This is a genomic window from Streptomyces sp. NPDC006435 (assembly GCF_040612315.1).
GTDB lineage: Bacteria > Actinomycetota > Actinomycetes > Streptomycetales > Streptomycetaceae > Streptomyces.
The window spans coordinates 140,271-164,753 of sequence record NZ_JBEXPY010000006.1 but is presented as its reverse complement, the minus strand read 5'-3'; the positions used below and the strand labels follow the sequence as shown (position 1 = coordinate 164,753).

25 protein-coding genes and 1 pseudogene are annotated in these 24,483 nt (G+C 72.9%); 16 read left to right on the top strand and 10 right to left on the bottom strand.

The genetic code is table 11. The features are described 5' to 3' along the window. Positions 1 to 61: 61 nt before the first annotated feature. A complete protein-coding gene (locus tag ABZZ04_RS09765; RefSeq protein WP_356931652.1) occupies positions 62 to 850 on the top strand; it encodes a GntR family transcriptional regulator in 789 nt (262 codons plus the stop codon). 116 nt (positions 851 to 966) lie between these two features. After that, positions 967 to 1,617, top strand: coding sequence for a hypothetical protein (locus tag ABZZ04_RS09760; RefSeq protein WP_356931651.1), 651 nt, complete (start codon positions 967 to 969; stop codon positions 1,615 to 1,617). Positions 1,618 to 1,725: 108 nt separating this feature from the next. Here ABZZ04_RS09760 and ABZZ04_RS09755 read toward each other — a convergent pair whose 3' ends face one another. Beyond that, positions 1,726 to 2,502, bottom strand: a complete 777-nt coding sequence (locus ABZZ04_RS09755) for an SLATT domain-containing protein (protein WP_356931650.1) — start codon at positions 2,500 to 2,502, stop codon at positions 1,726 to 1,728. A 427-nt stretch (positions 2,503 to 2,929) separates the two neighbouring features. Between ABZZ04_RS09755 and ABZZ04_RS09750 the strand changes: the two genes are divergently transcribed. From ABZZ04_RS09750 to ABZZ04_RS09740, 3 genes are all read left to right on the top strand, one after another. Further along, on the top strand, positions 2,930 to 3,265 hold the full coding sequence (locus ABZZ04_RS09750; protein WP_072487886.1) for a YbaB/EbfC family nucleoid-associated protein: 336 nt from the start codon (positions 2,930 to 2,932) through the stop codon (positions 3,263 to 3,265). Between the two features lie 103 nt (positions 3,266 to 3,368). Next, complete coding sequence (gene recR / locus ABZZ04_RS09745) at positions 3,369 to 3,968, top strand: recombination mediator RecR (RefSeq protein ID WP_356931649.1); 600 nt, start codon at positions 3,369 to 3,371, stop codon at positions 3,966 to 3,968. A gap of 137 nt (positions 3,969 to 4,105) precedes the next feature. Next, on the top strand, positions 4,106 to 4,765 hold the full coding sequence (locus tag ABZZ04_RS09740) for a DUF5063 domain-containing protein (protein WP_356931648.1): 660 nt from the start codon (positions 4,106 to 4,108) through the stop codon (positions 4,763 to 4,765). A gap of 54 nt (positions 4,766 to 4,819) precedes the next feature. Here the strand turns inward: ABZZ04_RS09740 and ABZZ04_RS09735 are convergent, their stop codons facing one another. Further along, on the bottom strand, positions 4,820 to 5,131 hold the full coding sequence (locus ABZZ04_RS09735; protein WP_356931647.1) for a hypothetical protein: 312 nt from the start codon (positions 5,129 to 5,131) through the stop codon (positions 4,820 to 4,822). Between the two features lie 250 nt (positions 5,132 to 5,381). Between ABZZ04_RS09735 and ABZZ04_RS09730 the strand changes: the two genes are divergently transcribed. From ABZZ04_RS09730 to ABZZ04_RS09715, 4 genes are all read left to right on the top strand, one after another. After that, positions 5,382 to 6,653 (top strand): aspartate kinase, encoded by a 1,272-nt coding sequence (locus ABZZ04_RS09730; protein ID WP_283852484.1) that lies wholly within the window; start codon positions 5,382 to 5,384, stop codon positions 6,651 to 6,653. Continuing rightward, positions 6,650 to 7,714 (top strand): aspartate-semialdehyde dehydrogenase, encoded by a 1,065-nt coding sequence (locus tag ABZZ04_RS09725; RefSeq protein ID WP_356931646.1) that lies wholly within the window; start codon positions 6,650 to 6,652, stop codon positions 7,712 to 7,714. The genes ABZZ04_RS09730 and ABZZ04_RS09725 overlap by 4 nt, the downstream gene beginning before the upstream one ends. 359 nt (positions 7,715 to 8,073) lie before the next feature. Beyond that, on the top strand, positions 8,074 to 8,649 hold the full coding sequence (locus ABZZ04_RS09720; protein ID WP_148840622.1) for a SigE family RNA polymerase sigma factor: 576 nt from the start codon (positions 8,074 to 8,076) through the stop codon (positions 8,647 to 8,649). 95 nt (positions 8,650 to 8,744) lie between these two features. Further along, positions 8,745 to 10,142, top strand: coding sequence for a hypothetical protein (locus ABZZ04_RS09715; RefSeq protein ID WP_356931645.1), 1,398 nt, complete (start codon positions 8,745 to 8,747; stop codon positions 10,140 to 10,142). 147 nt (positions 10,143 to 10,289) lie between these two features. Here the strand turns inward: ABZZ04_RS09715 and ABZZ04_RS09710 are convergent, their stop codons facing one another. Together ABZZ04_RS09710 and ABZZ04_RS09705 are read right to left on the bottom strand one after the other, a co-directional pair. Next, complete coding sequence (locus ABZZ04_RS09710; RefSeq protein ID WP_356931644.1) at positions 10,290 to 11,186, bottom strand: SURF1 family protein; 897 nt, start codon at positions 11,184 to 11,186, stop codon at positions 10,290 to 10,292. A 78-nt stretch (positions 11,187 to 11,264) separates the two neighbouring features. Then, the gene (locus ABZZ04_RS09705; RefSeq protein WP_356931643.1) at positions 11,265 to 13,211 is read right to left on the bottom strand and encodes a prolyl oligopeptidase family serine peptidase; all 1,947 of its coding nucleotides are present in this window, start codon (positions 13,209 to 13,211) and stop codon (positions 11,265 to 11,267) included. Positions 13,212 to 13,272: 61 nt separating this feature from the next. Here ABZZ04_RS09705 and ABZZ04_RS09700 point away from each other — a divergent pair, with 61 nt between their 5' ends. Continuing rightward, the gene (locus ABZZ04_RS09700; RefSeq protein WP_356931642.1) at positions 13,273 to 14,109 is read left to right on the top strand and encodes a class I SAM-dependent methyltransferase; all 837 of its coding nucleotides are present in this window, start codon (positions 13,273 to 13,275) and stop codon (positions 14,107 to 14,109) included. Between the two features lie 80 nt (positions 14,110 to 14,189). Continuing rightward, a pseudogene (locus tag ABZZ04_RS09695) lies at positions 14,190 to 14,549 on the top strand (nuclear transport factor 2 family protein). A 154-nt stretch (positions 14,550 to 14,703) separates the two neighbouring features. Here ABZZ04_RS09695 and ABZZ04_RS09690 read toward each other — a convergent pair. From ABZZ04_RS09690 to ABZZ04_RS09680, 3 genes are all read right to left on the bottom strand, one after another. Continuing rightward, a complete protein-coding gene (locus tag ABZZ04_RS09690; RefSeq protein WP_356931641.1) occupies positions 14,704 to 15,507 on the bottom strand; it encodes an SGNH/GDSL hydrolase family protein in 804 nt (267 codons plus the stop codon). 576 nt (positions 15,508 to 16,083) lie between these two features. After that, the gene (locus tag ABZZ04_RS09685) at positions 16,084 to 16,254 is read right to left on the bottom strand and encodes a hypothetical protein (RefSeq protein WP_262375552.1); all 171 of its coding nucleotides are present in this window, start codon (positions 16,252 to 16,254) and stop codon (positions 16,084 to 16,086) included. 216 nt (positions 16,255 to 16,470) lie between these two features. Next, the gene (locus tag ABZZ04_RS09680) at positions 16,471 to 17,151 is read right to left on the bottom strand and encodes a helix-turn-helix domain-containing protein (RefSeq protein WP_356931772.1); all 681 of its coding nucleotides are present in this window, start codon (positions 17,149 to 17,151) and stop codon (positions 16,471 to 16,473) included. Between the two features lie 113 nt (positions 17,152 to 17,264). Between ABZZ04_RS09680 and ABZZ04_RS09675 the strand changes: the two genes are divergently transcribed. The 4 genes from ABZZ04_RS09675 (at position 17,265) to cobM (ending at position 20,235) form a co-directional block, all read left to right on the top strand. Beyond that, complete coding sequence (locus ABZZ04_RS09675; protein ID WP_356931640.1) at positions 17,265 to 17,435, top strand: hypothetical protein; 171 nt, start codon at positions 17,265 to 17,267, stop codon at positions 17,433 to 17,435. Between the two features lie 122 nt (positions 17,436 to 17,557). After that, positions 17,558 to 17,962: a VOC family protein gene (locus tag ABZZ04_RS09670; protein WP_356931639.1), complete on the top strand. Its 405-nt coding sequence runs from the start codon at positions 17,558 to 17,560 to the stop codon at positions 17,960 to 17,962. Positions 17,963 to 18,187: 225 nt separating this feature from the next. After that, positions 18,188 to 19,489 carry a precorrin-6y C5,15-methyltransferase (decarboxylating) subunit CbiE gene (cbiE, locus tag ABZZ04_RS09665; RefSeq protein ID WP_356931638.1) on the top strand — a complete coding sequence of 434 codons (1,302 nt, stop codon included), beginning with the start codon at positions 18,188 to 18,190 and terminating at the stop codon, positions 19,487 to 19,489. Continuing rightward, positions 19,486 to 20,235 (top strand): precorrin-4 C(11)-methyltransferase, encoded by a 750-nt coding sequence (gene cobM / locus ABZZ04_RS09660; protein ID WP_356931637.1) that lies wholly within the window; start codon positions 19,486 to 19,488, stop codon positions 20,233 to 20,235. The genes cbiE and cobM overlap by 4 nt, the downstream gene beginning before the upstream one ends. Positions 20,236 to 20,326: 91 nt before the next feature. Here the strand turns inward: cobM and ABZZ04_RS09655 are convergent, their stop codons facing one another. Further along, positions 20,327 to 21,442, bottom strand: a complete 1,116-nt coding sequence (locus ABZZ04_RS09655) for a cobalt-precorrin-5B (C(1))-methyltransferase (protein ID WP_356931636.1) — start codon at positions 21,440 to 21,442, stop codon at positions 20,327 to 20,329. An 11-nt stretch (positions 21,443 to 21,453) separates the two neighbouring features. Between ABZZ04_RS09655 and ABZZ04_RS09650 the strand changes: the two genes are divergently transcribed. Beyond that, positions 21,454 to 22,218, top strand: a complete 765-nt coding sequence (locus tag ABZZ04_RS09650; protein WP_356931635.1) for a cobalt-precorrin-6A reductase — start codon at positions 21,454 to 21,456, stop codon at positions 22,216 to 22,218. 52 nt (positions 22,219 to 22,270) lie between these two features. On the opposite strand, the gene ABZZ04_RS09645 is transcribed toward ABZZ04_RS09650, so the two are convergent. Together ABZZ04_RS09645 and ABZZ04_RS09640 are read right to left on the bottom strand one after the other, a co-directional pair. Beyond that, positions 22,271 to 23,788, bottom strand: a complete 1,518-nt coding sequence (locus ABZZ04_RS09645) for a precorrin-2 C(20)-methyltransferase (RefSeq protein ID WP_356931634.1) — start codon at positions 23,786 to 23,788, stop codon at positions 22,271 to 22,273. Continuing rightward, positions 23,785 to 24,411, bottom strand: coding sequence for a precorrin-8X methylmutase (locus ABZZ04_RS09640; protein ID WP_148836855.1), 627 nt, complete (start codon positions 24,409 to 24,411; stop codon positions 23,785 to 23,787). The genes ABZZ04_RS09645 and ABZZ04_RS09640 overlap by 4 nt, the downstream gene beginning before the upstream one ends. Between the last annotated feature and the right edge of the window lie 72 nt (positions 24,412 to 24,483).

Here is a 24,483-nt window from a genome sequence, read left to right as displayed (position 1 = left end):
GGATCCGGGCACGGCGAGCCTGGCTTAAGGTGACCGGAGCCGAAGAACGGGGAGGGGCGCCATGGGCGCGAGCGGAGCTGTGACCCGCAGTACGCTGCGGCAACAGATCGCGGACGCGCTGAGTGACGAGGTGCTCGCCGGACGTCTGCGACAGGGACGGGAGTTCACCGTCAAGCAGATCGCCGAACAGTACGGCGTCTCGGCGACGCCGGTGCGCGAGGCGCTCTTCGACCTCTCCGCGCAGGGGCTGCTGGAGTCGGACCAGCACCGGGGCTTCCGGGTGCGCGAGTTCGGCGTCGCCGACTACCGGTCGATGGTCGAGGCCCGCACCCTGGTCATCGACGGCGTCATCCGCGACATCTTCTTCGCCCCGAGGCCCTCGGCGGCGCACGTGGCGGCGTACCGGGACTGCATGGTCTCCGTGCGCCGCCGGGCCCAGGAGGCGGCACGGGCGGCGCTGAGCGGCGACCTCGACATCCTCATCGGGTACGACCTGCGGTTCTGGCGCGAACTGGGCGCGATCGCGGGCAACCCGTACATCAACGACTTCCTGCACCGGCTGCGCGTCCAGGCATGGGTGTTCGCGGTGCCGTACCTGCGCCACGACGCACGCGCCAGGGACTGGCTCTGGAACCGGCACCCCGACCTGGTCGCGGCGATCACCGCCGGGGACCGCGACGGGGTGCGCGCGGTGATGGACGACTACAGCAGGCACGCGCTGACCTGGGCGGACCGGCTCGCGGCCGGTGAACTCGAACACCCTGGCCACGCCGCGCCCCCGGCCACGCACGAGCCGGGCGGCGGATCCGGCGGCGGGCCCGGCGGCGAACCGGCCGCACCGCGCCCCTGACGACGGGCCGGCCACGCCCCCGGGCGACGGGCCACTGTGCGCGGCGCGCCCCTCGCATTACGCTGTCCCGACCATCCCGAACATTCCGATGTGCACCCGTGGGAGAGCGAGACTTCGTGGCTTGTGACCTGTGGCTGGTCCCCCTCGTCGACGTGCTGTGCCACAGCCCCGACAACCCGTTCGCCGAAGAGATAGCCGTCTACGACAAGGCGTTGGGCGAGGCGGGACTGCCGCCCGTACCGGTGTACGCCTACATGCCGGGCCTGACGGGCGACGTCGCCCCGGTCGCGGGATTCGACTACGAGGCCCTGCACTTCCTGCGCCGCGCCTACCTGCTCCAGCTCAGCGGCCTCGCGGTCACGCCGGTCGACGAACTGGGCGGGGACTACGAGCAGTTGCTGGAGATGTTCGAGGCGACGGCCCAGCAGTCCCACCTGGTCTGGCACTACGACCACGCCGGGGCGTACGTCCCGCTGGACTTCGCCGCCCCGCTCTCCAACGACGACCTGCTCCAGGGCGGCGGCCCGCTCGGCTCCTCGCACGGACTGCTGCGGGAACTGCAGTACATCGCCCCGTCGATCGGCATCGACCCGGCGAACCCGCCGGCCGCCCCGCTGCCCCCGGCCGCGCCGACCGCCCTGGATGAACGGGCGGACCCGGCGCCGTACGAGGCCGGCCCGTTCGCCCGTGAACGGCACGTCTGGCTGGGCCTGCACGCGGCGGTCACCCGCAGCCTCGCCCAGGGCTCGATGATCATCTTCAGCTAGGGCGCGCCGCGCACTTCTCGTCATGCGTCGTGCGCCGTGCGCCGTGCGGCCCCGGTCCGGGAACGGGCCGGGGCCGAGGCGCGAACCGGGGCCGGGCCCCGGGCGGGTCTAGCGGGGGGACTCCGGGGGCCGCTGGCGCGGCATGTTCGGCCGGGTCATCGTCTGCAACGGGAACCGCCCCGGCAGCACGCCCTGATCCGCGCGCCCGCCGTTCCCGGCGGCCGAGGCGAGCGCCTGCATGCCCATCGGGGCGGGCCCGGCGCGGAACTCCACCATCCAGTCCGCGGTCTCGGTGCGCACCAGCTCCGTGACGTCCTCCGAGAACCGCCGCAGCACACCGAGGCACCGCTCGGCCGCCTCGCTGGCCGTCCCCTCGGTCGGGCCGAGCACCTCCCGCACGCACTCCGACGCCCAGTCGAACTGCAGCACCTGGAGGCGCCGTTGCACGGCCTGGGCGGTGGCGAGGTTCCTTATCCAGCCCGAGGTCAGGCCGAAGTACCGGTCGCACGCCATGCACGCCGCACCCAGCAGCAACGACAGATAGCCCCAGCCCGCAGCCCCGGCCAGCGCCCCGGTCAGGTCGAGCAGCGGCAGCGCGGCGCCCGCGACCGCCCCGAGCGCGGTGCCGATCCGCAGCGCCCTGGCCCCGCGCCGCTTCCATACCCGGTCGTTCAGATACCAGTCGGCGGTGCGCAGCGCGTCGGCCTCGACCCAGCGGTACAGCTCGTCGAGGCGGTCGGCGGGTTCGCCCCAGTCGCCGAGCGGAAACGGCGTACCGGTCAGATCCCTGACCCGGGCGTCCCGGTCGCGCCCGCCGGAGCCCGAGCCGGCCGGGCCGGGTTCGCTGCGGGACGGCCCCTCGGGCTGCATCTCCGGCTGGCTCACCGGGTACTCCTCTGTGTTCTGCGGGGCGGCGCCTGATGTGCGGCGGTGCGTTCCGGCGGTGGTCGTTCCGACGGCGGTGCGTTCCGACGGCGGGGCTCGTGGGTGCTGCGGGTGGTGCGGGACCGCCGTGCGGCACGCCTGCCGCTCTGCGGAGTGACCGAACGCCCCGAAACGTAACCTTGCGTGACGGTCTGTGTACTCGTACGTACCGATGCGCATGCCCTTCCTACCGCCGAATGGTGGGCCATGGGGTAGAAATCGCGGTATTCCCGGGTGCGCAGGGCCTGTGATCAGGTATAGGAGTCTTCCTGGCGTTGCCTGAAACTCACTCGAAAGAGTTGCCCGCCAGTGGGTAGGGCGCACGGCCCGGGGACCACGTAGGCTCGGCGTACCGAAACATTTTGTCGTCGAATTGCCAGGAGCAACCGTGATTCCCGGTGGTGGTCAGCCCAACATGCAGCAGCTGCTGCAGCAGGCCCAGAAGATGCAGCAGGACCTCGCCGCGGCCCAGGAGGAACTGGCCAGGACCGAGGTCGAGGGCCAGGCGGGCGGCGGTCTCGTGAAGGCGACCGTGACCGGTTCCGGCGAGCTCCGCAACCTGGTGATCGACCCGAAGGCCGTCGACCCGGAGGACACCGAGACGCTCGCGGACCTCGTCGTCGCCGCGGTCCAGGCGGCGAACGAGAACGCGCAGCAGCTCCAGCAGCAGAAGCTGGGCCCGCTCGCCCAGGGCCTGGGCGGCATGCCCGGCCTCCCCTTCTGACCCCCGGTCCCGGCCCCCGGGCCACCCGTCCGGACGGAACGACAGGGCAACAGAAGAGCAGAACGACCGAGCAGAAGCAGGACAGGAAAGGAAGGCGTTCCCGTTGTACGAAGGCGTGGTTCAGGACCTCATCGACGAGTTGGGCAGGCTGCCCGGCGTCGGTCCCAAGAGCGCCCAGCGGATCGCCTTCCACGTCCTGCAGGCCGAACCGACCGATGTGCGCCGCCTCGCCCACGCCCTCCTGGAGGTCAAGGACAAGGTGCGGTTCTGCACGGTCTGCGGCAACGTCGCCCAGCAGGAACAGTGCAACATCTGCCGCGACGCCCGCCGGGACCCGTCGGTGATCTGCGTGGTCGAGGAGCCGAAGGACGTCGTCGCGATCGAGCGGACCCGTGAGTTCCGCGGCCGGTACCACGTCCTGGGCGGCGCGATCAGCCCGATCGAGGGCGTCGGCCCGGACGACCTGCGCATCCGGGAGCTGCTCGCCCGGCTCGCCGACGGCTCGATCACGGAGCTGATCCTGGCCACCGACCCCAATCTGGAGGGCGAGGCCACCGCCACGTACCTGGCGCGGATGGTCAAGCCGATGGGTCTCCGCGTCACCAGACTGGCCAGCGGCCTGCCGGTGGGCGGCGACCTGGAGTATGCGGACGAGGTGACCCTGGGCCGCGCCTTCGAGGGGAGGCGGCTGCTCGATGTGTGACGTGCGTCCGATGTGTGACGCCTTCGTGTCGTCCGGTGTTCGGTCGATGACCGTTTTTGCGACTCACGACGGCTTTACGTTCAGCGCCGATATGTTCTACTCACCGTTCGCGACCGTGCCCACGGGAGGTCCCCTCGATGTCTGACGCCACGCTGAACTCCGTCACGCAGGACCCGGACGACTTCGCCGTCCAGATCGCCGACCAGATCAAGACGTTCATCGTCGCGGTCACCGAGGTGTCCAAGGTCGAGGAGCCCGAGGAGGCCGTCCCCGTCCTGCTGCTCCAGGTCTCCCAGCTCCTGCTGGCCGGCGGCCGGCTGGGCGCGTACGAGGACATCGTTCCCGACGAGCGCTACGAGCCGGACCTCGGCGCGGAGCCGGACGCCGACGGGCTGCGCGAGCGGTTCGCCGCCCTGCTGGAGCCGATCGACGTCTACTCCGAGGTCTTCGACCCGTACGAGCCCCGCAAGGCCCCCGTCCCGGCCCGGATCTCCGACGACCTGGCCGACCTGGTCACCGACCTGCGCCACGGCCTGGCCCACTACGAGGAGGACCGCACGACCGAGGCCCTGTGGTGGTGGCAGTTCTCCTACTTCTCCAACTGGGGCTCCACCGCCTCCGCCGCCCTGCGCGCCCTCCAGTCGCTGATCGCCCACATCCGCCTCAATCAGCCCCTCCAGGAGCTGGACGGCCTGGACACGGACTCGGAGACCCTCGACGACGACCTCGCCGAGGAGGCGGGCCGTGTGATGGCCGAGGAGATCGCGGGACCGCTGGGGCTGCGCCCGGTGCAGTAGCGGCGCGCCGCCGGACCGCCGGGTCCGACGGCGGGGCCTTCCCGCCATCCGCGCTCACCCCCCGTCGCACCGCAGGTCGCCCGCGCGCATGAAGCCCAGGGGTGCGCCGTCGTCGGTGCGCGAGACGCGCCACAGCTCGTCCGCGCCCCGGCGGGTGGCGTTCACCGCAATGCCCGGGTCCAGGTAGCCGACGATGTCGGTCCAGGGGTTCGCGCCCGCGTAGATCGGGGCGTCGGGGCGGGCGGCGGAGCAGGTGCCGCCCGCGTGGGCGGGGGACGCGGTCAGGGGAAGGGCGGCCAGGGCCAGGAGCACGGGAAGCGCGCGGAGCGGATTGCGCACGGTGGGGGCCTCCGAAGGGCGGATCATGGGGTTCCGGTCCACGCTAGAGGGGCGGGGCCGCCGGATCCGGGACCCGGCCCGCCGGGCGTGTGGGCTGGACCACATACGGGAGTGCGGGCCCGATCGGCGGGCAACAGACCCTGTGCGAGCGGCTTGGAACGAAACGCCGAAGATCACGTGTTGAGCGGAATATCTCACCATGTGGTATGGGCGGGGCGTTTTCGGGCTGCTCGTTAAACTGAGCCGACCGCAGTAACGGACTGAGCGAGGAGCGCACGTGGGCCTTGTCGTGCAGAAGTACGGAGGCTCCTCCGTAGCCGATGCCGAGGGCATCAAGCGCGTCGCCAAGCGAATCGTCGATGCCAAGAAGAGCGGCAACCAGGTGGTTGTCGTGGTGTCCGCGATGGGCGACACGACGGACGAGTTGATCGATCTCGCCGAGCAGGTATCGCCGATACCCGCGGGGCGTGAGTTCGACATGCTGCTGACCGCCGGGGAGCGGATCTCCATGGCCCTGCTGGCGATGGCGATCAAAAACCTGGGTCACGAGGCCCAGTCGTTCACCGGCAGCCAGGCGGGCGTCATCACCGACTCGGTCCACAACAAGGCGCGCATCATCGATGTGACGCCGGGCCGTATCCGTACGGCGCTGGACGAGGGGAACATCGCGATCGTCGCGGGGTTCCAGGGCGTGTCCCAGGACAAGAAGGACATCACCACCCTCGGCCGGGGCGGATCCGACACCACCGCGGTCGCGCTCGCCGCCGCGCTGGACGCCGAGGTCTGCGAGATCTACACCGATGTGGACGGGGTCTTCACCGCCGACCCGCGGGTCGTGAAGAAGGCCCGGAAGATCGACTGGATCTCCTTCGAGGACATGCTGGAGCTGGCCGCGTCCGGCTCCAAGGTGCTGCTGCACCGGTGCGTGGAGTACGCACGCCGCTACAACATCCCGATCCACGTCCGCTCCTCCTTCTCCGGACTGCGCGGAACCTGGGTCAGCAACGAGCCGCAAGGGGACCAGAAGGTGGAGCACGCGATCATCTCCGGAGTCGCCCATGACGTCTCCGAGGCCAAGATCACCGTCGTCGGCGTGCCCGACAAGCCGGGCGAGGCCGCCGCGATCTTCCGCACGATCGCGAACGCGGAGATCAACATCGACATGGTGGTGCAGAACGTCTCCGCCGCGTCGACCGGTCTGACCGACATCTCGTTCACCCTGCCCAAGGCCGAGGGTCGCAAGGCCATCGACGCCCTGGAGCGCAACCGCGGCGGCATCGGCTTCGAGTCGCTGCGCTACGACGACCAGATCGCGAAGATCTCCCTGGTCGGCGCCGGTATGAAGACCAACCCGGGGGTCACGGCGGGCTTCTTCGAGGCGCTGTCGGACGCCGGCGTGAACATCGAGCTGATCTCGACGTCCGAGATCCGCATCTCGGTGGTCACCCGTGCCGACGACGTCACCGAGGCCGTGCGCGCCGTGCACACCGCCTTCGGCCTGGACAGCGACTCCGACGAGGCCGTCGTCTACGGAGGCACCGGCCGATGACCGCGCGTCGCCCTTCGCTCGCGGTCGTCGGGGCGACCGGGGCGATCGGCGGCGTCATGCTCCAGATCCTTTCGCAGCACGCGGACGTCTGGGGCGAGGTGAAGCTGATCGCCTCGCCGCGCTCGGCCGGTCGCAAGCTGGTCGTGCGCGGCGAGGCGAGCGAGGTCCTCGAACTCTCCGAGGATGTCTTCGACGGCGTGGACGTGGCGCTGTTCCTGGTGCCGGACGACATCGCCGCGCGATGGGCGCCGATCGCCGCCGCCAAGGGCGCGGTCGTCGTCGACGACTCCGCCGCCTTCCGGCTGGACCCCGACGTCCCGCTGGTCGTGCCGGAGATCAACCCGCACGCCGTACGGATCAGGCCGCGCGGCATCGTCGCGAGCCCGAACTGCACCACGCTCTCGCTGATCGTCGCGATCGGCGCGCTGCACGCCGAGTTCGGGGTGCGGGAGCTGATCGTCTCCTCGTACCAGGCGGTGAGCGCGGCGGGCCGCGACGGCGTCGCCGCGCTGCGCGAACAGCTGACGGCGGTCGCCGGTACGGAACTGGGCACGAGGCCCGGGGACGTGCGCCGGGCGCTGGGCGACACGGGGAGCGGCCCCTTCGCCGCCCCGGTGGCCCTCAACGTGGTGCCCTGGGCGGGCACCGAGGTGGGGGACGGCTGGTCGTCGGAGGAACTGGCGATCCGCGAGGAGTGCCGCAAGATCCTGGACCTGCCGGCCCTACGGGTGGCGGCGACCTGTGTGTACGTGCCCGTCGTCGCGACGCACTCGATGTCCGTCCACGCCAGGTTCGAGAGCGAGATCGAGGTCGACCGGGCCCACGAGATCCTGGCGACGGCTCCGGGCGTGGTGCTGTACGACAATCCGGCGGCGGGGGACTTCCCGACGCCGTCCGACGTCGTCGGCACCGATCCGACCTGGGTCGGACGGGTGCGCAGGTCGATGGACGATCCCCGGTGCCTGGAGCTGTTCGTCTGCGGCGACAACCTCCGCAAGGGGGCGGCGCTGAACGTGGCGCAGATCGCCGAGTCGGTGGCCGCGGAGTTCCCCCGTGTCTGATCGAACCCGTTTTGTGGTTTCTGTGAACGCCCTGTGAGTAAGTTGAAGGTCTGAACATCTTGAGATGGGGTGCCGGGGTATCCGACGATGACCGTCCGGCCCGCTGCAACCGCCGGCCGGGGAATGCGCGTCTATGCGGTCATCTTCGGCGCGGCGGGGCGCTCATTCGGGGCACTTGGGGAAGAGCAGGTACGTATGAGGGCATGTCGCACAGCGCCGAACGAGGTGCCGCGCGCGTACAACCCTGACGGGGGGAAACGTGTCCAACTGGCGTGGCAGAGGTTCTCGATATCACAGTGGTGGGTCCCTTGCGGGGCGCTTCGGCGCGCCCGCTCCGACGGCCCCGCGCGCCCGGCGGCATGCCGGTGATCGCGCCCATGCCCGCCGCACGCCCCGCACGGTTGCCCTCGCAGCGCGAGGGCGCTGAGGAGAGCGTGGCTGCCGGAACCACGGTCGACCATCTCACCGAGACCTACCGCGCCCACTACCGGTCCCTGCTCGGGCTCGCGGCGCTGCTCCTGGACGACACGGCCTCGTGCGAGGACGTGGTGCAGGAGGCGTTCATCCGCGTCCACTCGGCGCGCAACCGGGTCCGGGACCCCGAGAAGACGCTCGCGTACCTGCGCCAGACGGTGGTCAACCTCTCGCGTTCCGCGCTGCGCCGCCGCATCCTCGGGCTGAAGCTGCTCTCCAAGCCGATGCCTGACATGGCGAGCGCCGAGGAGGGCGCGTACGACCAGCTGGAGCGGGACGCGCTGATCAAGGCGATGCGGGGGCTCCAGCGGCGGCAGCGGGAAGTGCTGGTGCTGCGCTACTTCGCGGACATGACGGAGGTGCAGGTGGCCGAGACGCTGGGGATATCCCTGGGCTCGGTCAAGGCCTACGGCTCCCGGGGGATCGCGGCGCTGCGCGTCGTGATGGAGGCTCAGGGATGAGCCGGAGCGACCGCACGTACGAGAACGGCCCGGGGCGTGAACAGCGCGACGGCGCCGGGCGTGAGCATCGGATTGACCGGACTGGAAACGGGATTGTGAACCACGACGGGCCGGAGAACGCCCTGCCTGCGAACCGGGACGCGGACGCCGACCCGGCCGGGTCGGCGGAGACCGCCGAAACCGGGACCACCAGGGCCGAAGCCGTGAACGCCGAGGACGGCGGGGACAGCGGGGACAGCGGGGACAGTGGTGAGGCCGGGGCCCTGGGAGCGGAAGCGGCTGCGGATGCGCCGGGTGCGTCCGATGCATCCGGTGTCTCCGATGCGTCCGATGCCTCCGACAACGCCGGGTCGACGGGGTCGGCCGGGACGGTCGGCTTCGGCAGTCTGAGCAGTCTCTTCGGTCCGGATTCCGGTTCGGGCGGCGCCCTGAACGGCGACGGGCTGAGCGGTGACGGGCTGAACGGCGGTGACGCGGAACTCGACGAGGTCGCGCTGCGCCGGATGCTGCACGGCGCCGTCCGGGACATCGAGCCCCGTGACGGCACGCTCGACCGGTTGCAGCGGGCGGTGCCCGTCCGGCGCGCCAAGCGGCGACAGGCCGTCGTCGGACTGGCCGCGGCGGCGCTGCTCATCGGCACCGCGGTGCCCGCCTTCGTCCACGTCGCGAACTCCGACGGTTCGAGCGCGGCCAACCCCGCGATAGCCGGGCACGGCGAGCAGGCGCAGGGCGGCAACGGCACCGAGGGCGGTTCGGAGCACGAGGGCAAGGACAGCGGCGGTCACACCGACGGGCGGACCAACGGCGACCCGGACCACCCCGAGAGCACCAGCAGCCCCGCCGACAGCCGGGGCCAGGGCGAGAACGGCAACCTGGCGGGCGGTACCGCGGACCCGGACCGCACCGAGGTGGCCGCCATGGCGGCCTGCGGACCGGGTCAGCTCGGGGTCGCATCGGCCGAGACCGGCGCGGCCGGGGCCGACGGCACGGTGTACGGCACCTTCCGCATCGCCAACGTCTCCGGCACGGAGTGCTCGGTCAACAACGGCGGCAGCGTGGGCTTCCAGACGATGGGCGCGGCCGACGAGACCAGGATCATGGTCGTCCACCACACCGCGGGTGACGCGGCCTCCGGGCTGCCCGACCCCTCGCAGGAGCAGCGGACGGTGCTGCTGAAGCCGTCCATGTCGTACGAGGTGAAGTTCGCCTGGGTGCCGAAGGAGACCTGCCCGACCGCCGGGGCCTCGCCGAGCCCGACACCGACCGAGGGCGGCGGGGGCGGCGCGGGCGGCGCCACGGTCTCCGGAGCCGGCAGCGGCGACGGGACGACGGACATGGACGCGCAGTTCCTCGGCGAGGACGGCGGCATCCAGGACGGCAGCGTCTCCGTGATGCACACGCCGGAGGCCGGGGCACCGGTCGCGGCGGCGACGATCCCCAACGCCTGCTCGGGCACGATCTACCGGACCGGGGTACTGGCCCCCGCGACGTGACGCGCACGCCCGAGCGGCGCATGTGACATGCGGGACGGGTGAGGGCCCGCCGGAATGATCCGGCGGGCCCTCACCCGTCCCACGCGCATGTGTACGTACCGGGGCGCCCCGGTACCGGACGGTTTCCGGCACCGGACTGCTCCGGGCTCAGACGGCTCCGCTGCCCACGGAGGGGCTGGCGTCCTCGTCCTTCTTCCCGCCGCCGTCGGTGGCAGTGACGGCGGCGGTACTGGTGCCGGTCCCGTCCGCCGTGCCCGCCCCGGTCTCCGGGACGAGGCCCAGGCGCAGGTCGCGCGCGGCCTCGGCCTCGCGGCGGACCAGGCGGAACCACATGAAGAGCACGAAGCCGGCGAAGACGAACCACTCACCGGTGTAACCGAGGTTCTGGAACGCCTTCAGGTCGAGCCCGGTGCCCTGCGCGGCGGCGGCCGGTACGGGGCGCAGCGCGCCGACCGCCCCGTCACCCGTGCCGGAGCCCGTGTCCTGGACCGTCACCCAGGCGTCGTAGACGTCGTACGGGACGAGGTTGATCAACGACGCGGCGCTGATGATGCCCAGCTGCCCGTCGGGGAGCCCGCCCCGCCCGTCGGCCCCCGCCGTGCCGGCGTTCTCGGACGCCTGGAGGTCGCCGGTCACCGTGACCCGGCCGGTCGGCGCGGCGGGCACGGGGGTGGTGCCGGGCTTGCCGGGCAGCCAGCCCCGTACCACCGGCAGGGCCTTGCCGGTGTCCGTGCGGAGCATGTTCAGGACGTAGAAGCCGCTCCTGTCGTCCAGCTCCCGCCCGGGCACCAGGAACTGATCGGCGTAGCGGCCGGTGGCGGTGGCGGGGCGGCCGGAGGTCACCTTGTCGACGGGCAGGAGGTCGTCGAGCGGCTCGGCGGCCCTCGTGCCGGGGGCGGGCTGCTCCGTGGCGGCGTCGTGCGTCTGCACGCGGTCCTCGAAGCGGCCGAGCTGCCAGGTGCCCATGAACACGCAGAACGGGATGGCCAGCACGACGAAGAGGTTGATCCCCCACCATCGCGGGGTCAGCAGGAACCGGTACACCCCTCCACGGTACGGTCCCCGCTCCGGCGGCCCGGCGCGGGGGCCGCCCGGCGGGCCGCCCGCGCCGCGCGGAGCCCCCTACTCGCCGGACGGAACCGGCTGCGGGGCCGACGGGGGAGCCGGCTGCGGGACCGGTCCGGGGGTCAGGTGGCGGCGGGCGAAGTCCAGCTCCAGGCGGACCTGCTTGATGCGCTCCTCCACGACGAGCGAGCCGTGCCCCGCGTCGTACCGGTACACCTCGTGCACCGCGTTCCGGTCCTTCAGCCGGTCCACGTAGTTCTCGACCTGACGGATCGGGCAGCGCGGGTCGTTGACACCGGCCGAGATGTACACGGGGGCCCGGACCTCGTCGACGTACGTCAGCGGGGACGAGGCCGCGAAACGCTCGGGCACCTCCTCCGGCGTGCCGCCCAGCAGCGTGCGGTCCATCGCCTTCAGGTCCTCCATCTCGTCGTGGTACGCCGTGACGTAGTCGGCGACGGGGACCGCGGCCAGGCCCAGCGCCCAGTCGTCCGGCTGCGTGCCGAGCCCGAGCAGGGTCAGGTAGCCGCCCCAGGAGCCACCGGCCAGGACCAGCTTCTCCGGGTCGGCGAGGCCGGACTTCACCGCCCACTCCCGGACCGCCGCGATGTCCTCCAGCTCGATCAGGCCCACCCGGTGCTTGAGCGCGTCCGTCCAGGCACGGCCGTACCCGGTGGAACCGCGGTAGTTGACCCGGACCACCGCGTAGCCGTGGTCCACCCAGGCGGCGGGGCCGGAGGCGAAGGCGTCGCTGTCGTGCCAGGTGGGGCCGCCGTGGATCTCGAAGACCGTCGGGAACGGGCCCTCGGCCGGGGCGGCGGGCCGCTGGACGAGCGCGTGGACGCGGCCGCCGGGCCCGTCCACCCACACGTCCTCCACCGGCACCGACCCCGGGGCCTTCGGACCGGGCGGATCGAGCACCACGGCACCCGAGGTGGACCTGATGACGGGCGGCTGCGCGGCCGAGGACCACAGGTACTCCACCGTGCCGTCGGGCCGGGCCGTGGCGCCCGACACCGAACCCGCCGGGGTCTCCACCCGGACGGGGGCGCCCGCGCCCGGCTCGTACCGCCACAGGTCGCTGCGGGCCTCGAAGCCGTGCACGACCAGCAGCGCGGAGGCGTCCGGATACCACTCGGCGCTCACGTCGCCGGGCAGGCCGAGCGCGAGGTCCGTCTCCTCGCCCGTCGTCGGGTCCCAGATCATCGGCTCCCAGCGGCCCCGCCGCTGATGCCCGACCAGCAGTCTGGTGTCCCCGGCCACGGGGGCGAAGCCCAGCACGGACAGGCCGAGCTCCTTGGTACCGCCCTCGGTGTCGTCCAGCTCGGCGACCGTCGTGCCGTCCGGCCGCACCACGCGCAGCGCGGAGTGCATCGCGTCGCCGTGCTCGGTGTGCTCCAGGACGATCAGCGTCCCGTCGTGGCTGAGGTCGCCGACGCCCGCCGACTCGCGGTGGCGGTAGATCTCCACGGGGGCGGCCCCGGGACGCACGAAATGGACCGTGGTGCCCTCCTCGTCGGTCGAGCGGCCGATCACCGCCGTGCCGTCCCGCCCGATCGCGAGCCCCGCGGGGTACGAGGGGGCGAGGCCGGGCACCGCCGGTTCGTCGCCCGACCCGGCCTCCCCGCCGTGGAACGGCCGGCGCATCCACACCCCGAACTCGTCCCCGTCGGTGTCGTCGAACCACCAGATCGACTCCCCGTCAGGGGTCAGCACCCCGTCCGTCGTGCCGTTCGGCCGGTCCGTCACCCGGCGCTGCTCGCCGGTGGCGCGGTCCCAGGCGTACAGCTCGTACGTGCCCGTGGCGTTGGAGACGAACAGCGCGCGGTCCGGCGCGTCCTCCGCCCAGTCGGGCAGCGACACCCGCGACGCCCGGAAACGCTGCTCCCACTCCGGCACGGAGGCGCTCTCCGGGGCGGCCGAGGCCGCGGGGGTGCTCTCCGGGGCGGTCTCCGGGGTGGAAGAGGCCGTCGTCGAACCAGTGATCTCAGTCATGCCCCCCATTCTGCGTCGGGCGCCGATAATTCGTTCGCTCCGTCCTCAGCCTGTGGATAACCTTCCCGCCATGCATGCACCGACCCCCGGCGACTGGCAAGAGGCGAACCGCGCGTTCTGGGACGAGCGGGTGCCGATCCACGTCGGCAGCGACTACTACGACCTCGCGGCCTTCCGCGCCGGGCAGGACGGCCTGCGCGACTTCGAACCCGCCGAGGTCGGGGACGTCGAGGGGAAGTCGCTGCTGCACCTCCAGTGCCACATCGGGGTCGACACCCTCTCCTGGGCGCGGCACGGCGCCGGGCCCGTCGTCGGCCTGGACCTCTCCGAACCGGCCGTCGAGACGGCGCGCGGCCTGGCCCGCGAGCTCGGATTCGACCAGGACCGGGCGGCGTTCGTCGTCGCGGACGTCCACGACGCCGCGGAAGCCGTCCCCGACACGTCGTACGACATCGTCTACACCGGGATCGGCGCACTGAACTGGCTGCCGGACATACGGCGCTGGGCCGAGGTGGCCGCGTCGCTCGTGGCGCCCGGGGGTTTCCTCTACCTCGTGGAGTTCCACCCGGTGACGGACTGCTTCGACGACGCCACGGGCACGAAGGTCGAGTACGACTACTTCACCCGCGACGCGTGGGTGGACGACACGCCGGGCACGTACGCGGACCGGGACGCTCCCACCGTCCACAACCGCACCGTCGAGTGGCAGCACCCGATCGGCGAGGTGGTGTCGGCGCTGGCCGCCGGCGGGCTGCGGATCGACTTCCTGAACGAGCACGACGTCTCGCTCGTCTCCCGCTTCGAGGCGCTGGAGCGGCAGGACGACGGCTACTACCGGTTCCCCGCCGGTCGGCCGCGCATCCCGCTGATGTACTCGCTCAAGGCGTCGAAGCCTGCCGGTTCCTGATGAAACGCCAGGTCGGGGCGATTGTCAGTGGTGGGGTACAGACTCGAACCATGACTACGACTGCCGAGCTGCGTGTCGCCGTGGAGACGTACTAGAGTGCGGCCGACTCCCGGGACTGGGACGCCTTCGCCGCCACGCTGGCCGACGACGTGCTGTACGACCTGCCGCAGACCCGGGAAAGGATCCGCGGCAAGGAGCGGTATCTGCGGTTCAACCGTGAGTACCCGGGGAGCTGGCAGGTCCGTGTCGAGCGGATCGTGGCCGACCGCGAGGGGCACCAGGCCGCCGCCCGGACGCTGGTGACGACCGACGCCGAGGAGTCGCACGCCATCCACTTCTTCACGTTCGACGGTGCGGGGCGGATCAACGGGATAACGGACTTCTGGCCCGAGGCGTACGAGCCCCCGGCGGGCCGCGATCACCTGGTGGAGCGGTACTGAGTCCGGGCTCCGGCATGTCCGGGGCCGGGGCCGCTCGGGGGCGGGACGGGTCCGGCCGGGGCGGGGGGTGTGCCCGGCCGGGTGTGCACGAGTGCGGCGGGCCCTCGGAGGTGATCCGTCGGCCCGCCGCCCCTGCACCCTCGTCGTCCGCGTCCTACGCGGCCGAGCGGAAGGCCGGAAGGTAACCACCGGACTGCCCGGCGGCCTTGGGGTGGTACGAGTTGTAGACCGGGAGGGTCACGCTGTGGAGCCACGCGCTGCCGGAGCACAGCTCGTGCCCGCTGAACTCGTCCACCACGCTGGAGTACGTGAACCCGGAGTTGGCCGCCTGCTTGGCGATGACGCCGTTCAGCACGTCGGACGCGTTGTTTATCGCCGACCGCTCCTTCTCGGAGAGACCCGCGATGCAGCTGCCGCTCAGCTGGTAGAAGCGCGGGTAGCCGAGCACCACGACGTGGGCCTGGGGAGCCCGCGACCGGATGGAGGTGTAGAGCGAACTCAGCTTGGACGGAAGCGAGTTCTGCGCCTGCGAGACGGCCGTGCCGACCCTGCTGAGGCAGGTGGCCTCGCCGGACAGCACGCAGGCCTGCATGACGTCGGCGAAGCCGACGTCGTTGCCGCCCGCGGTGACGCTGACCAGACCGGTGGAGGAGTTCAGTGCCCCCAGCTGGGTGCTTGCCACCGAGCTGGTCGTGGCGCCCGAACAGGCCACGAAGGCGAAGGAGGAGGGCGAGTTCGCAGCCGCCCAGAGGTAGGGGTAGGACTTGGTGCTGCGACGGCAGTCGCCGCTGTCGGACAGGTAGCTCCCCGCCCCGACACCGGACGAGTACGAGTCACCGAGAGCGACGTAACCGCTCGCGGCCGTCGAGTTCGCGAAGGCCGGCTGGGCAAAGCCCAGGGCGGCCACGGCGGCGAGCGCCAGGGTGGATGCGGACGCCCAGAATCTCCGTACCGACATGGCTGTCAGCCCTCCGAAGTGTGGGGGGTGGATGGGGGGTTGGGTTGAGCGCCATGTTTCTAGCAGCTGTCGGTACCAGCCGGTAATAGCCGCGGAAAAACTGGTCTGATATGCCCGAATGGCCGTTCGGCAGCCGAGCTCCGCGCGTAGATAAACCTCCGGGGGCGGTCCGAATGGACGTTATTCGGCCATGCGTTGGGGGTGCGCGGGAGCGGTGCGCGAGAGGCTCGCGGGTGGTGCGCGGACGGCGCGACGGGGGCGCGCTCCGTCGGGTGCGGCGGTTCGCGGGGGCTTCGCGAAGGGCCCGTCGGGGAGCCGGGGAGGCCGCGGAGGCGCGGTGGGCGCCGTGCCGGAATGGTGGCAAACGGTGCGGGGCGGCGGGGACGGGCGGCGCGGGTGGTTACGCGGAGTGATGTGCGGCGGGTGCGAGAGAGGCCGCGGGGGCGGGCGTGGCTCCGGGTGCGGGGGAGGGCGCGGGCGAGGGGCGGGGGGTTTCCTCAACGAAAAACGCCCTCCGCGGTGGCGTTCCCCTTGGGGGTGCCACCGCGGAGGGCGGTTGTCGTGTTGCCGGGAGGGTCAGTTGTGACCGAACCTCCGCTGCTTCCGGTGGGAGACCTGTTCTGAGATCGAGCGCACCGGGTCCGGGGTGGTGGTCGGCTGCGTCTGCTCCTTCGTCTCCGGAGTGGCGCTGCGTTCGTGGCCGCCGGTGCGGGCGCCGCGGTTCTGCCGACTCTGCTTCTTGCCCACGATCGTGCCTCCTGTTGCGGATCTCGGACGATGGGCCATGACCAGACTCGCACGCAGGTGGAAAAGGTGCATTTCGTGCCACGGTCGCCGAGTGCGGCTACTCCCGGGCCGTTCGGTCCGGAGCGCGGCGCACCGCCCGGTCCCTCCGGCCCGCGGGGTGGTGCGCCGCCCCGGCCGTCCGGTTCACGGGGCGGTGCGCCGTCCGGGGGCTCCGGTTCACGATGCGGGGCCGGCCGTGGCGTAGTCCGCGAGCGCCGGTTCGAGCAGGCCGAAGGCACGGTCCCCCTCCGTCGCGACGATCTCGGCGATCTCCGGATTGGTGAGGCCGGTGAGGGTGAGTTCCTGGACGCGCTGGAACAGGGTGCGCTGCACCGCGCCGAGCAGGGCCGCCGCCGTGCGCACGGTGATGTCGTCGGGGGCGGAGCCGGTGGTCTCGGCGAGGGCGGCGGCCAGCGCCTCCTCGCGCTGGTCGTGCATGCCGCGCAGGCAGGCGGAGAGGGTGGGGCTGTCGGCGATCATGCGTGAGAACTCCGGTCCCGCGAAGCCCTGGACCGGGTTCTGCGTCGCCACCGCGGCCCCGAAGTCCCGGCGCAGCGCGGAAAGGGCCGACTCGCCCTCCTCCCGGGAGGCCACGACGCGGGCCGAGCCGGCGATGAACGCCTCCTGGTGGTCGAGGGCCAGGTCCTCCTTGCGCGGGAAGTAGTTGGTCACCGTCTTCTTGGCCACGCGTGCCGCGACGGCGATCTCCGCGATGGTCGTCCGCTCGAAGCCCTGCTCGATGAAGAGCCTGGTCGCGTGGTCGGAGATCAGCTGCCGGGTCTCCCGCTTCTTGGTCTCCCGCAGGCCCGGTGCGCCCGGCGTTCCGGGGGGTGCCGCGGTGTCCGTCTTCGGTTCCATGTCGATGCTCATGGGGGAATCTTACCTCCGTAGCATTTTTATGTTGACACCCTGATGGGTCTCGTTCTAAGTTTACCTCCGTCGCAAGTTTCTCCCGATGGAAAGGAATGGTCATGCGAAAGACCGACCTCGTCACGCTCCTCGCGAACCAGGCGGCCGAGCAGGCCGGCCAGCCCGACAACAAGGGGAACCGTCGGTCCCGGTTCGCCGCCCCGCCCTCCGCCGGGCGCATCCCGGGCAACGCCCGCCCCATGCGCAACATCCCGCGCCGCCGCTCCTACTGACGCCCGGCCCCGCGCAGAGCCCCGGCCCCGCGCAGAGCTTCGTCCTCGCACGAAGCCCCGTCCCCGTACAGGCACCCGGCCCCGTACGGACCGTTCATCCCTCTCACGGACAGGAACCCGCCTTGCAGATCACCGCCACCACCGTCTCGCTCACCGTCGACGACGTCGCCGCGTCCCAGGACTTCTTCACCACGCACCTCGCCTACCAGGTGCAGGCGGCCGCCGACGGATTCGCCTCGCTCACCCGCCCGGACGCCGCCGCCGACATCGTCCTGCTGCAGCGCGGCACCGAGGTCCTGCCGGCCGACCAGCGCGACCGGCACGCCTCGGGCCTGATCCTCGCCCTCACCCTCACCGGCATCGAGGCGGAGGAGCAGCGGCTGCGCGCCGAGGGCGTCGAGATCACCATGCCGCTGCGCGAAGAGCCCTGGGGCGAGCGCCTGTTCCAGGTCGAGGACCCCAACGGGGTCGTCGTCCAGTTCGTCGAATGGGCCGATGCCGCGGCCACCGAAGCGGACGGGTCGTGAGGCCCGTCGGGGAGCGATCCCCGCAGCCGTACGGGGGTTCCGGCCCGTGCACCGGACCGGACCCCCGTACCGCGCCGAGCCCCGGCGCCCGGGTCGGCACGCTCCGCGGACCCTCCCGGAGCGTGCCGCCCGGACGGCATCGGCGGAGGTCACCTGGCCGGTGTGCGACCGGGGCCGGACAGTAGAGTTCGGCTGCGTCAGCCCCCGAGCACCGAGGTACCGGCCGTGACCCTCGCCCCACCCGAACCCCCCGCCCCACCTGCGGTGACCGTCGTAGGGATCGGCGCCGACGGCTGGCCGGGACTGTCCGGGCCGGCCCGCGAGGCGCTGACCGCCGCGCAGGTGCTGATCGGCGGCGGACGACAGCTCGACCTGCTCCCGCCGTCGTGCGCGGGACGCCGGGTGCCGTGGCCGTCACCGCTGAGACCCGCCGTCCCCGCTCTGCTCGCCGAGCACGCGGGCAGCAGGATCGCCGTCCTGGCCAGCGGCGACCCCATGTTCTACGGGATCGGCCGGGCCCTGACCGAAGTGCTGGGCGCCGCCGCGCTGAACGTCGTGCCGCACCCCTCGTCCGTGTCCTACGCCTGCGCCCGCGTCGGCTGGCCGCTGGAGGACACCGAGGTCGTCACCCTGGTCGGCCGCCCCACCGCCCGGCTGGCCGCCGCCCTCCACGACGGCCGACGGCTGCTGGTCCTCAGCGCGGACGCCACCACCCCCGCCGAAGTGGCCGCTCTGCTGCGCGAACGGGGCTTCGGCCCGAGCCGGCTGCGGGTGCTCGAACAGCTCGGCGGCATGGCCGAGTCCTGCGCGGAGGGCACCGCGGACCACTGGCCGCACCCGCCGGGCGACCCCCTGAACATCGTCGCGGTCGAATGCCGCCGCGCCCCCGGAGCCCTGCGCCTGGGCGCCGTACCCGGCCTGCCCGACGAGGCGTACGAGCACGACGGGCAGCTCACCAAGCGCCATGTGCGGGCCACCACCCTCGGCGTTCTCGCGCCCGCCCCCGGCGAACTCCTGTGGGACATCGGCGGCGGCTCGGGGTCCATCGCGATCGAGTGGATGCGGACCCACCCGTCCTGCCGTGCGATCTGCGTGGAACGCGATCCGGCACGGGCGGAACGCATCGCGCGCAACGCCGACCGCCTCGGGGTGCCCGCGCTGCGCGTCGTCACCGGCCGGGCCCCGGACGGACTGGCCGGACTGCCCGTGCCCGACGCCGTGTTCATCGGCGGCGGACTGACCGCGCCCGGCCTCCTCGACGCCTGCTGGGAGGCGCTGCCCGCCGACGGCCGGCTGGTCGCCAACACGGTCACGCTGGAGTCCGAGGCCCTGCTCGCCGGGGCGCACCGGCGGTACGGCGGCGAACTGGTCCGGCTCGCCGTCGCGCACGCCGTGCCGGTCGGCGGCTTCACCGGCTGGCGGCAGGCCATGCCGGTCACCCAGTGGTCCGTGCGCAGGACCTCGACCATTCCCGTCGCGGAACGCCCCGCACGGGTGTCCGCGGAAGATCCAGGAGACAACAGATGACCGTGTACTTCATCGGCGCGGGCCCGGGTGCGGCCGACCTGATCACGGTGCGCGGTGCCCGCACGCTCGCCGCCTGCGGGGTGTGCCTGTACGCGGGCAGCCTGGTGCCCCGCGAACTGCTCGCCGAATGCCCGCCGGACGCCCGCCTGGTGGACACCGCCCAGCTCGACATCGACCAGATCACCGCCGAACTGCTGGCCGCGCACGAGGCCGGCCAGGACGTGGCCCGGCTGCACTCGGGCGACCCGTCGGTGTTCAGCGCGGTCAACGAGCAGATGCGGCGGCTCGACGAGGCCGGGGTGCCCTACGAGGTGGTGCCGGGCGTTCCCGCGTTCGCGGCCGCCGCCGCGGCGCTCAAGCGGGAACTGACCGTGCCGACCGTCGGCCAGACCGTCATCCTCACCCGGATCGCCCAGCGCGCCACCGCCATGCCGGAGGGCGAGGACCTGGCCACGCTGGGCCGCAGCGGGGCGCTGATCGTGCTGCACCTCGCCGCCCGGTACGTGGACCGCGTCGTGGCGGAACTGCTGCCGCACTACGGGGCCGACTGCCCGGCCGCCGTCGTGGCGCTGGCCTCCCGCCCGGACGAACTGATCCTGCGCGGGACCCTCGACGACATCGCGGAGCAGGTGAAGTCGGCGGGAGTGATCCGTACCGCCGTCATCATGGTCGGCCGCACGCTCGGCGCCGAGCAGTTCCGCGACAGCCACCTCTACTCGCCGCACCGGGAACGGCACGTCTGCTGACGGACGGTCGGACGGCCCACCCGGCCGGTACGAGGGCCGGGGAGCCCTCCCCGTACCGGCCGGGCGGGCCGGGGAGTCCCCCGGCGGGGCATCAGCGCACGTCGCTGCGCCCGACGACCGTTCCCGCCCGGTCGATGCAGATGACGTCGACGGCCACCGGGGCGCCCCGCAGGACCGAGAGCGCCTGGTCCCGGGCCGCCACGGCCACCAGGTCCCCGAGCGGGACGCCCCGAGCCTGGCACGAACGGAGCGCGGCCAGCCCCGTGTTCGCGGTCGCCACCTCGGCCGCCAGCTCCTCGTCGGCGCCCCCGCGCCGGGCCAGTCCGGCCAGGAAGGGCTTGTCGACCTGGGACCGGGCCGAGTGCAGGTCGAGGTGGCCGGCGGCCAGCTTCGACAGCTTGGCGAACCCGCCGCAGACGGTGAGCCGGTCCACCGGATGACGGCGCACGTACTTGAGCACCGCGCCCGCGAAGTCGCCCATGTCCAGCAGCGCGATCTCCGGCAGGCCGTACTCGGCCACCACGGTCCGCTCCGAGGTGGAACCCGTGCAACCGGCCACATGGGTGTGCCCGGCGGCCCGGGCCACGTCCACGCCGCGCCGGATCGAGTCGATCCACGCCGAGCAGGAGTACGGCACCACCACGCCCGTCGTGCCCAGGATCGACAGGCCGCCCAGGATGCCGAGGCGCGGGTTCCAGGTGGAGCGGGCGAGCTCCTCGCCGTCGTCCACGGAGACGGTGACCTCGACGTCCCCCGAACCCCCGTGCTCCGCCGCGACCAGGGCGACGTGGTCGCGGATCATCTGCCGCGGGACGGGGTTGACCGCGGGCTCCCCGACATCGAGCGGCAGGCCGGGCAGGGTGACCGTGCCCACGCCCGGACCGGCCCGGAACACCACGCCCGCGCCCGGCCCCAGCCGCCGCACGGTGACCCGGACGAGGGCGCCGTGCGTCACGTCGGGATCGTCGCCCGCGTCCTTCACCACCCCGGCCGTCGCCCGGTCCGCCGCCAGCTCCTCCACCGCGAGCGCGAACGCGGGCGTCTGCCCCTTGGGCAGGGTGATCGTCACCGGGTCGGGGAAGTCACCGGTCAGCAGGGCCGTGTACGCGGCGGTGGCCGCCGCGGTCGCACAGGCACCGGTGGTCCAGCCGGGCCGCAGACCGGTGTGCTTCAGTTGGGCGCTGCGCCCGCCCTTCGCCTCACTCATGGATGGATCCGATGCACGTACTCGTTCTCGGCGGGACCACGGAGGCCCGCCGCCTCGCCGGACTGCTGGTGGGGACGGCCCCGGCCGGGGCCCGGGTGACCAGTTCGCTGGCCGGCCGGGTGGCCGGTCCGAGGCTTCCGCCGGGGGAGGTCCGCATCGGCGGTTTCGGCGGGGTCGACGGCCTCGCCGCGTGGCTGCGCACGCACCGGGTGGACGCGCTCATCGATGCCACCCATCCTTTCGCCGGGACGATCAGTTTCAACGCGGCCGCTGCCGCCGCCGCGACCCATGTTCCCCTGCTGGCGCTGCGCCGCCCCGGCTGGGTGCCCGGTGACGGCGACGACTGGCATCCGGTCGACTCGCTGGCCGGGGCCGCGGCGGCCCTGCCCGCGCTGGGGCGGCGGGTCTTCCTCACGACCGGGCGGATGGGGATCGCCGCCTTCGCCGGGTCGGACCCGCTGTGGTTCCTGATGCGCTCGGTGGACGCCCCCGACCCCGGAACCCCGTGTCCCGCGCGGATGGAGGTCCTGCTCGACCGGGGCCCGTTCACGCTCGATGGGGAACGCCGGCTGATCGACCGTCACCGCATCGACGTCCTCGTCACGAAGGACAGCGGGGGCGACGCCACGGCCCCCAAGCTCACCGCGGCCCGCGAGGCGGGCATCCCCGTGGTGGTGGTGCGCAGGCCGCCCGTGCCGCCGGGCGTGCCCGTGGTCGGGGCCCCGGAACCGGCCGTCGCCTGGCTGCGCGAACAGCCGGAAGTCCACTGGCCCTGACCGGCCGTCGTACGGGTACGGGTCCCGGCGGGCGGCCGGGACCCGTGCGTGCTCAGCCCTCCGGGTAGCGGCGGGGCGTCCAGACGATCTGGTCGCCCCCGTCGCCGCCGCGCCGCACCCACCGGGTCTGCGAGGAGCCGACGATCAGGATCGTCCGCATGTCCACCTCGGCGGGGTCGAGATCGGCCAGGCGCACCGTCCGTACGCTCTCGGCAGGCCCGCCCACGTCCCGGCCCAGGACCACGGGCGTGTCCGGCGAGCGGTGTTCGAGCAGCAGGTCGCGGGCCTTGCCGACCTGCCAGGTCCGGCTGCGCGAACCGGGGTTGTACAGTGCGAGCACCAGGTCCGCCGAGGCCGCCGCGCGCAGCCGCTCCGCGATCACCTCCCACGGCTTGAGCCGGTCGGAGAGCGATATCGTCGCGTAGTCGTGGCCCAGCGGCGCACCCGCCCGCGCGGCGGCGGCGTTGGCCGCCGTCACCCCCGGCAGCACCCGCACCGGCACCCGGGCGTACTCCTCCTGCGACGCCACTTCGAGGACGGCCGTCGCCATGGCGAAGACCCCCGGGTCGCCGCCGGACACCACGGCCACCCGCCGGCCGCGCCGGGCCAGGTCGAGGGCGAACTCGGCCCGCTCCGACTCGACCTTGTTGTCCGAGCCGTGCCGCACCTGCCCCGGACGGACCGGCACCCGGTCCAGATAGGTGGTGTAGCCGACCAGGTCGTCGGCGGCGGCCAGCGCCCCGCGGGTCTCGGGCGTCAGCCACAGCGGCCCGGCGGGCCCGGTGCCGACGACGACCACCTCGCCGCCGCCCGGCGCGTTCCCCGGACGGGGCGCGTCGACACTGCTCGGCAGGACCGCGACCGCGAAGTACGGCACCGACTCGGGGTCGACCCCGGCCAGTTCGGCCCGGCGCTCCCCGGCCATCGTGGCGCGTTCGACGTAACGCGCCTCCGGCAGCCGCCCGGACGCCTCGAAGGCCCGGCGCACGGCGGGGAAGGTGCGCCCCAGCTTCATGACCACGGCCGTGTCGGTGGCGGCGAGCCGGGCGGTCAGCTCCTCCTCCGGCAGGGTGCCGGGCAGGATCGTCAGCACCTCCTCGCCCTCCACGAGCGGGGTGCCGAGCCGGGCCGCGGCGGCGCTGACCGAGGTCACCCCAGGGATCACCTCGGTCGGGTAGCGGTCGGCGAGCCGCTTGTGCATGTGCATGTACGAGCCGTAGAAGAGCGGGTCGCCCTCGGCGAGCACCGCGACCGTGCGGCCGGCGTCCAGATGCTCCGCCAGCCGCGCCGCCGCCTGTGCGTAGAACTCCTCCATCGCGCCCCGGTAGCCGCCCGGGTGGTCCGTGGTCTCCGTCGTGACGGGGTAGACCAGCGGTTCCTCGATGTGGTCGGCGCGGATGTGCTCCGCCGCGATGGACCGGGCGATGGACCGCCCGTGCCGGGCGCTGTGGTACGCGACGACGTCCGCCCCGGCGATGACCTGCACCGCGCGCACGGTCATCAGGGCCGGGTCGCCGGGGCCGAGCCCGACCCCGTACAGCCGGCCGGTCCTCTGCTCGCTCACGGTCACTCCTCCTCGCTGGCGATGGCGTTGAGGGCGGCCGCGGCCATGGCGCTGCCGCCGCGCCGGCCGCGCACGATCAGGTGGTCCAGGGCGGACGGGTGGGCGGCCAGGGCGTCCTTGGACTCGGCCGCGCCGATGAAGCCGACGGGCACCCCGATGACGGCCGCCGGGCGGGGCGCGCCCTCCTCGATCATCTCCAGCAGCCGGAACAGGGCGGTCGGCGCGTTCCCGACGGCGACGACCGAACCCTCCAGCCGGTCGCGCCACAGCTCCAGGGCCGCGGCGCTGCGGGTGGTGCCCAGCTCCGCCGCGAGACCGGGCACCGCCGGGTCGGACAGGGTGCACACCACTTCGTTCGCCGCGGGCAGCCGCTTGCGGGTGACACCGCTGGCGACCATGGCCACGTCGCACAGGATGGGCGCACCGGCCCGCAGCGCGGCACGGGCACGGGCCACCACGTCCGGGCTGAAGGCGAGATCGCGTACGAGGTCGACCATGCCGCAGGCGTGGATCATGCGGACCGCGACCTGACTGACATCGGCGGGCAGACCGGACAGGTCCGCCTCTGCGCGGATGGTGGCGAAGGACTGGCGGTAGATCGCCGGTCCGTCCTTCTCGTACTCGTGCACGGCTTCTTCGCTCTCTTCAGGGGGTCATGGGTCGGGGAGTCACGGGTTACGGGGGCAGGAAGTCGTGGGGGC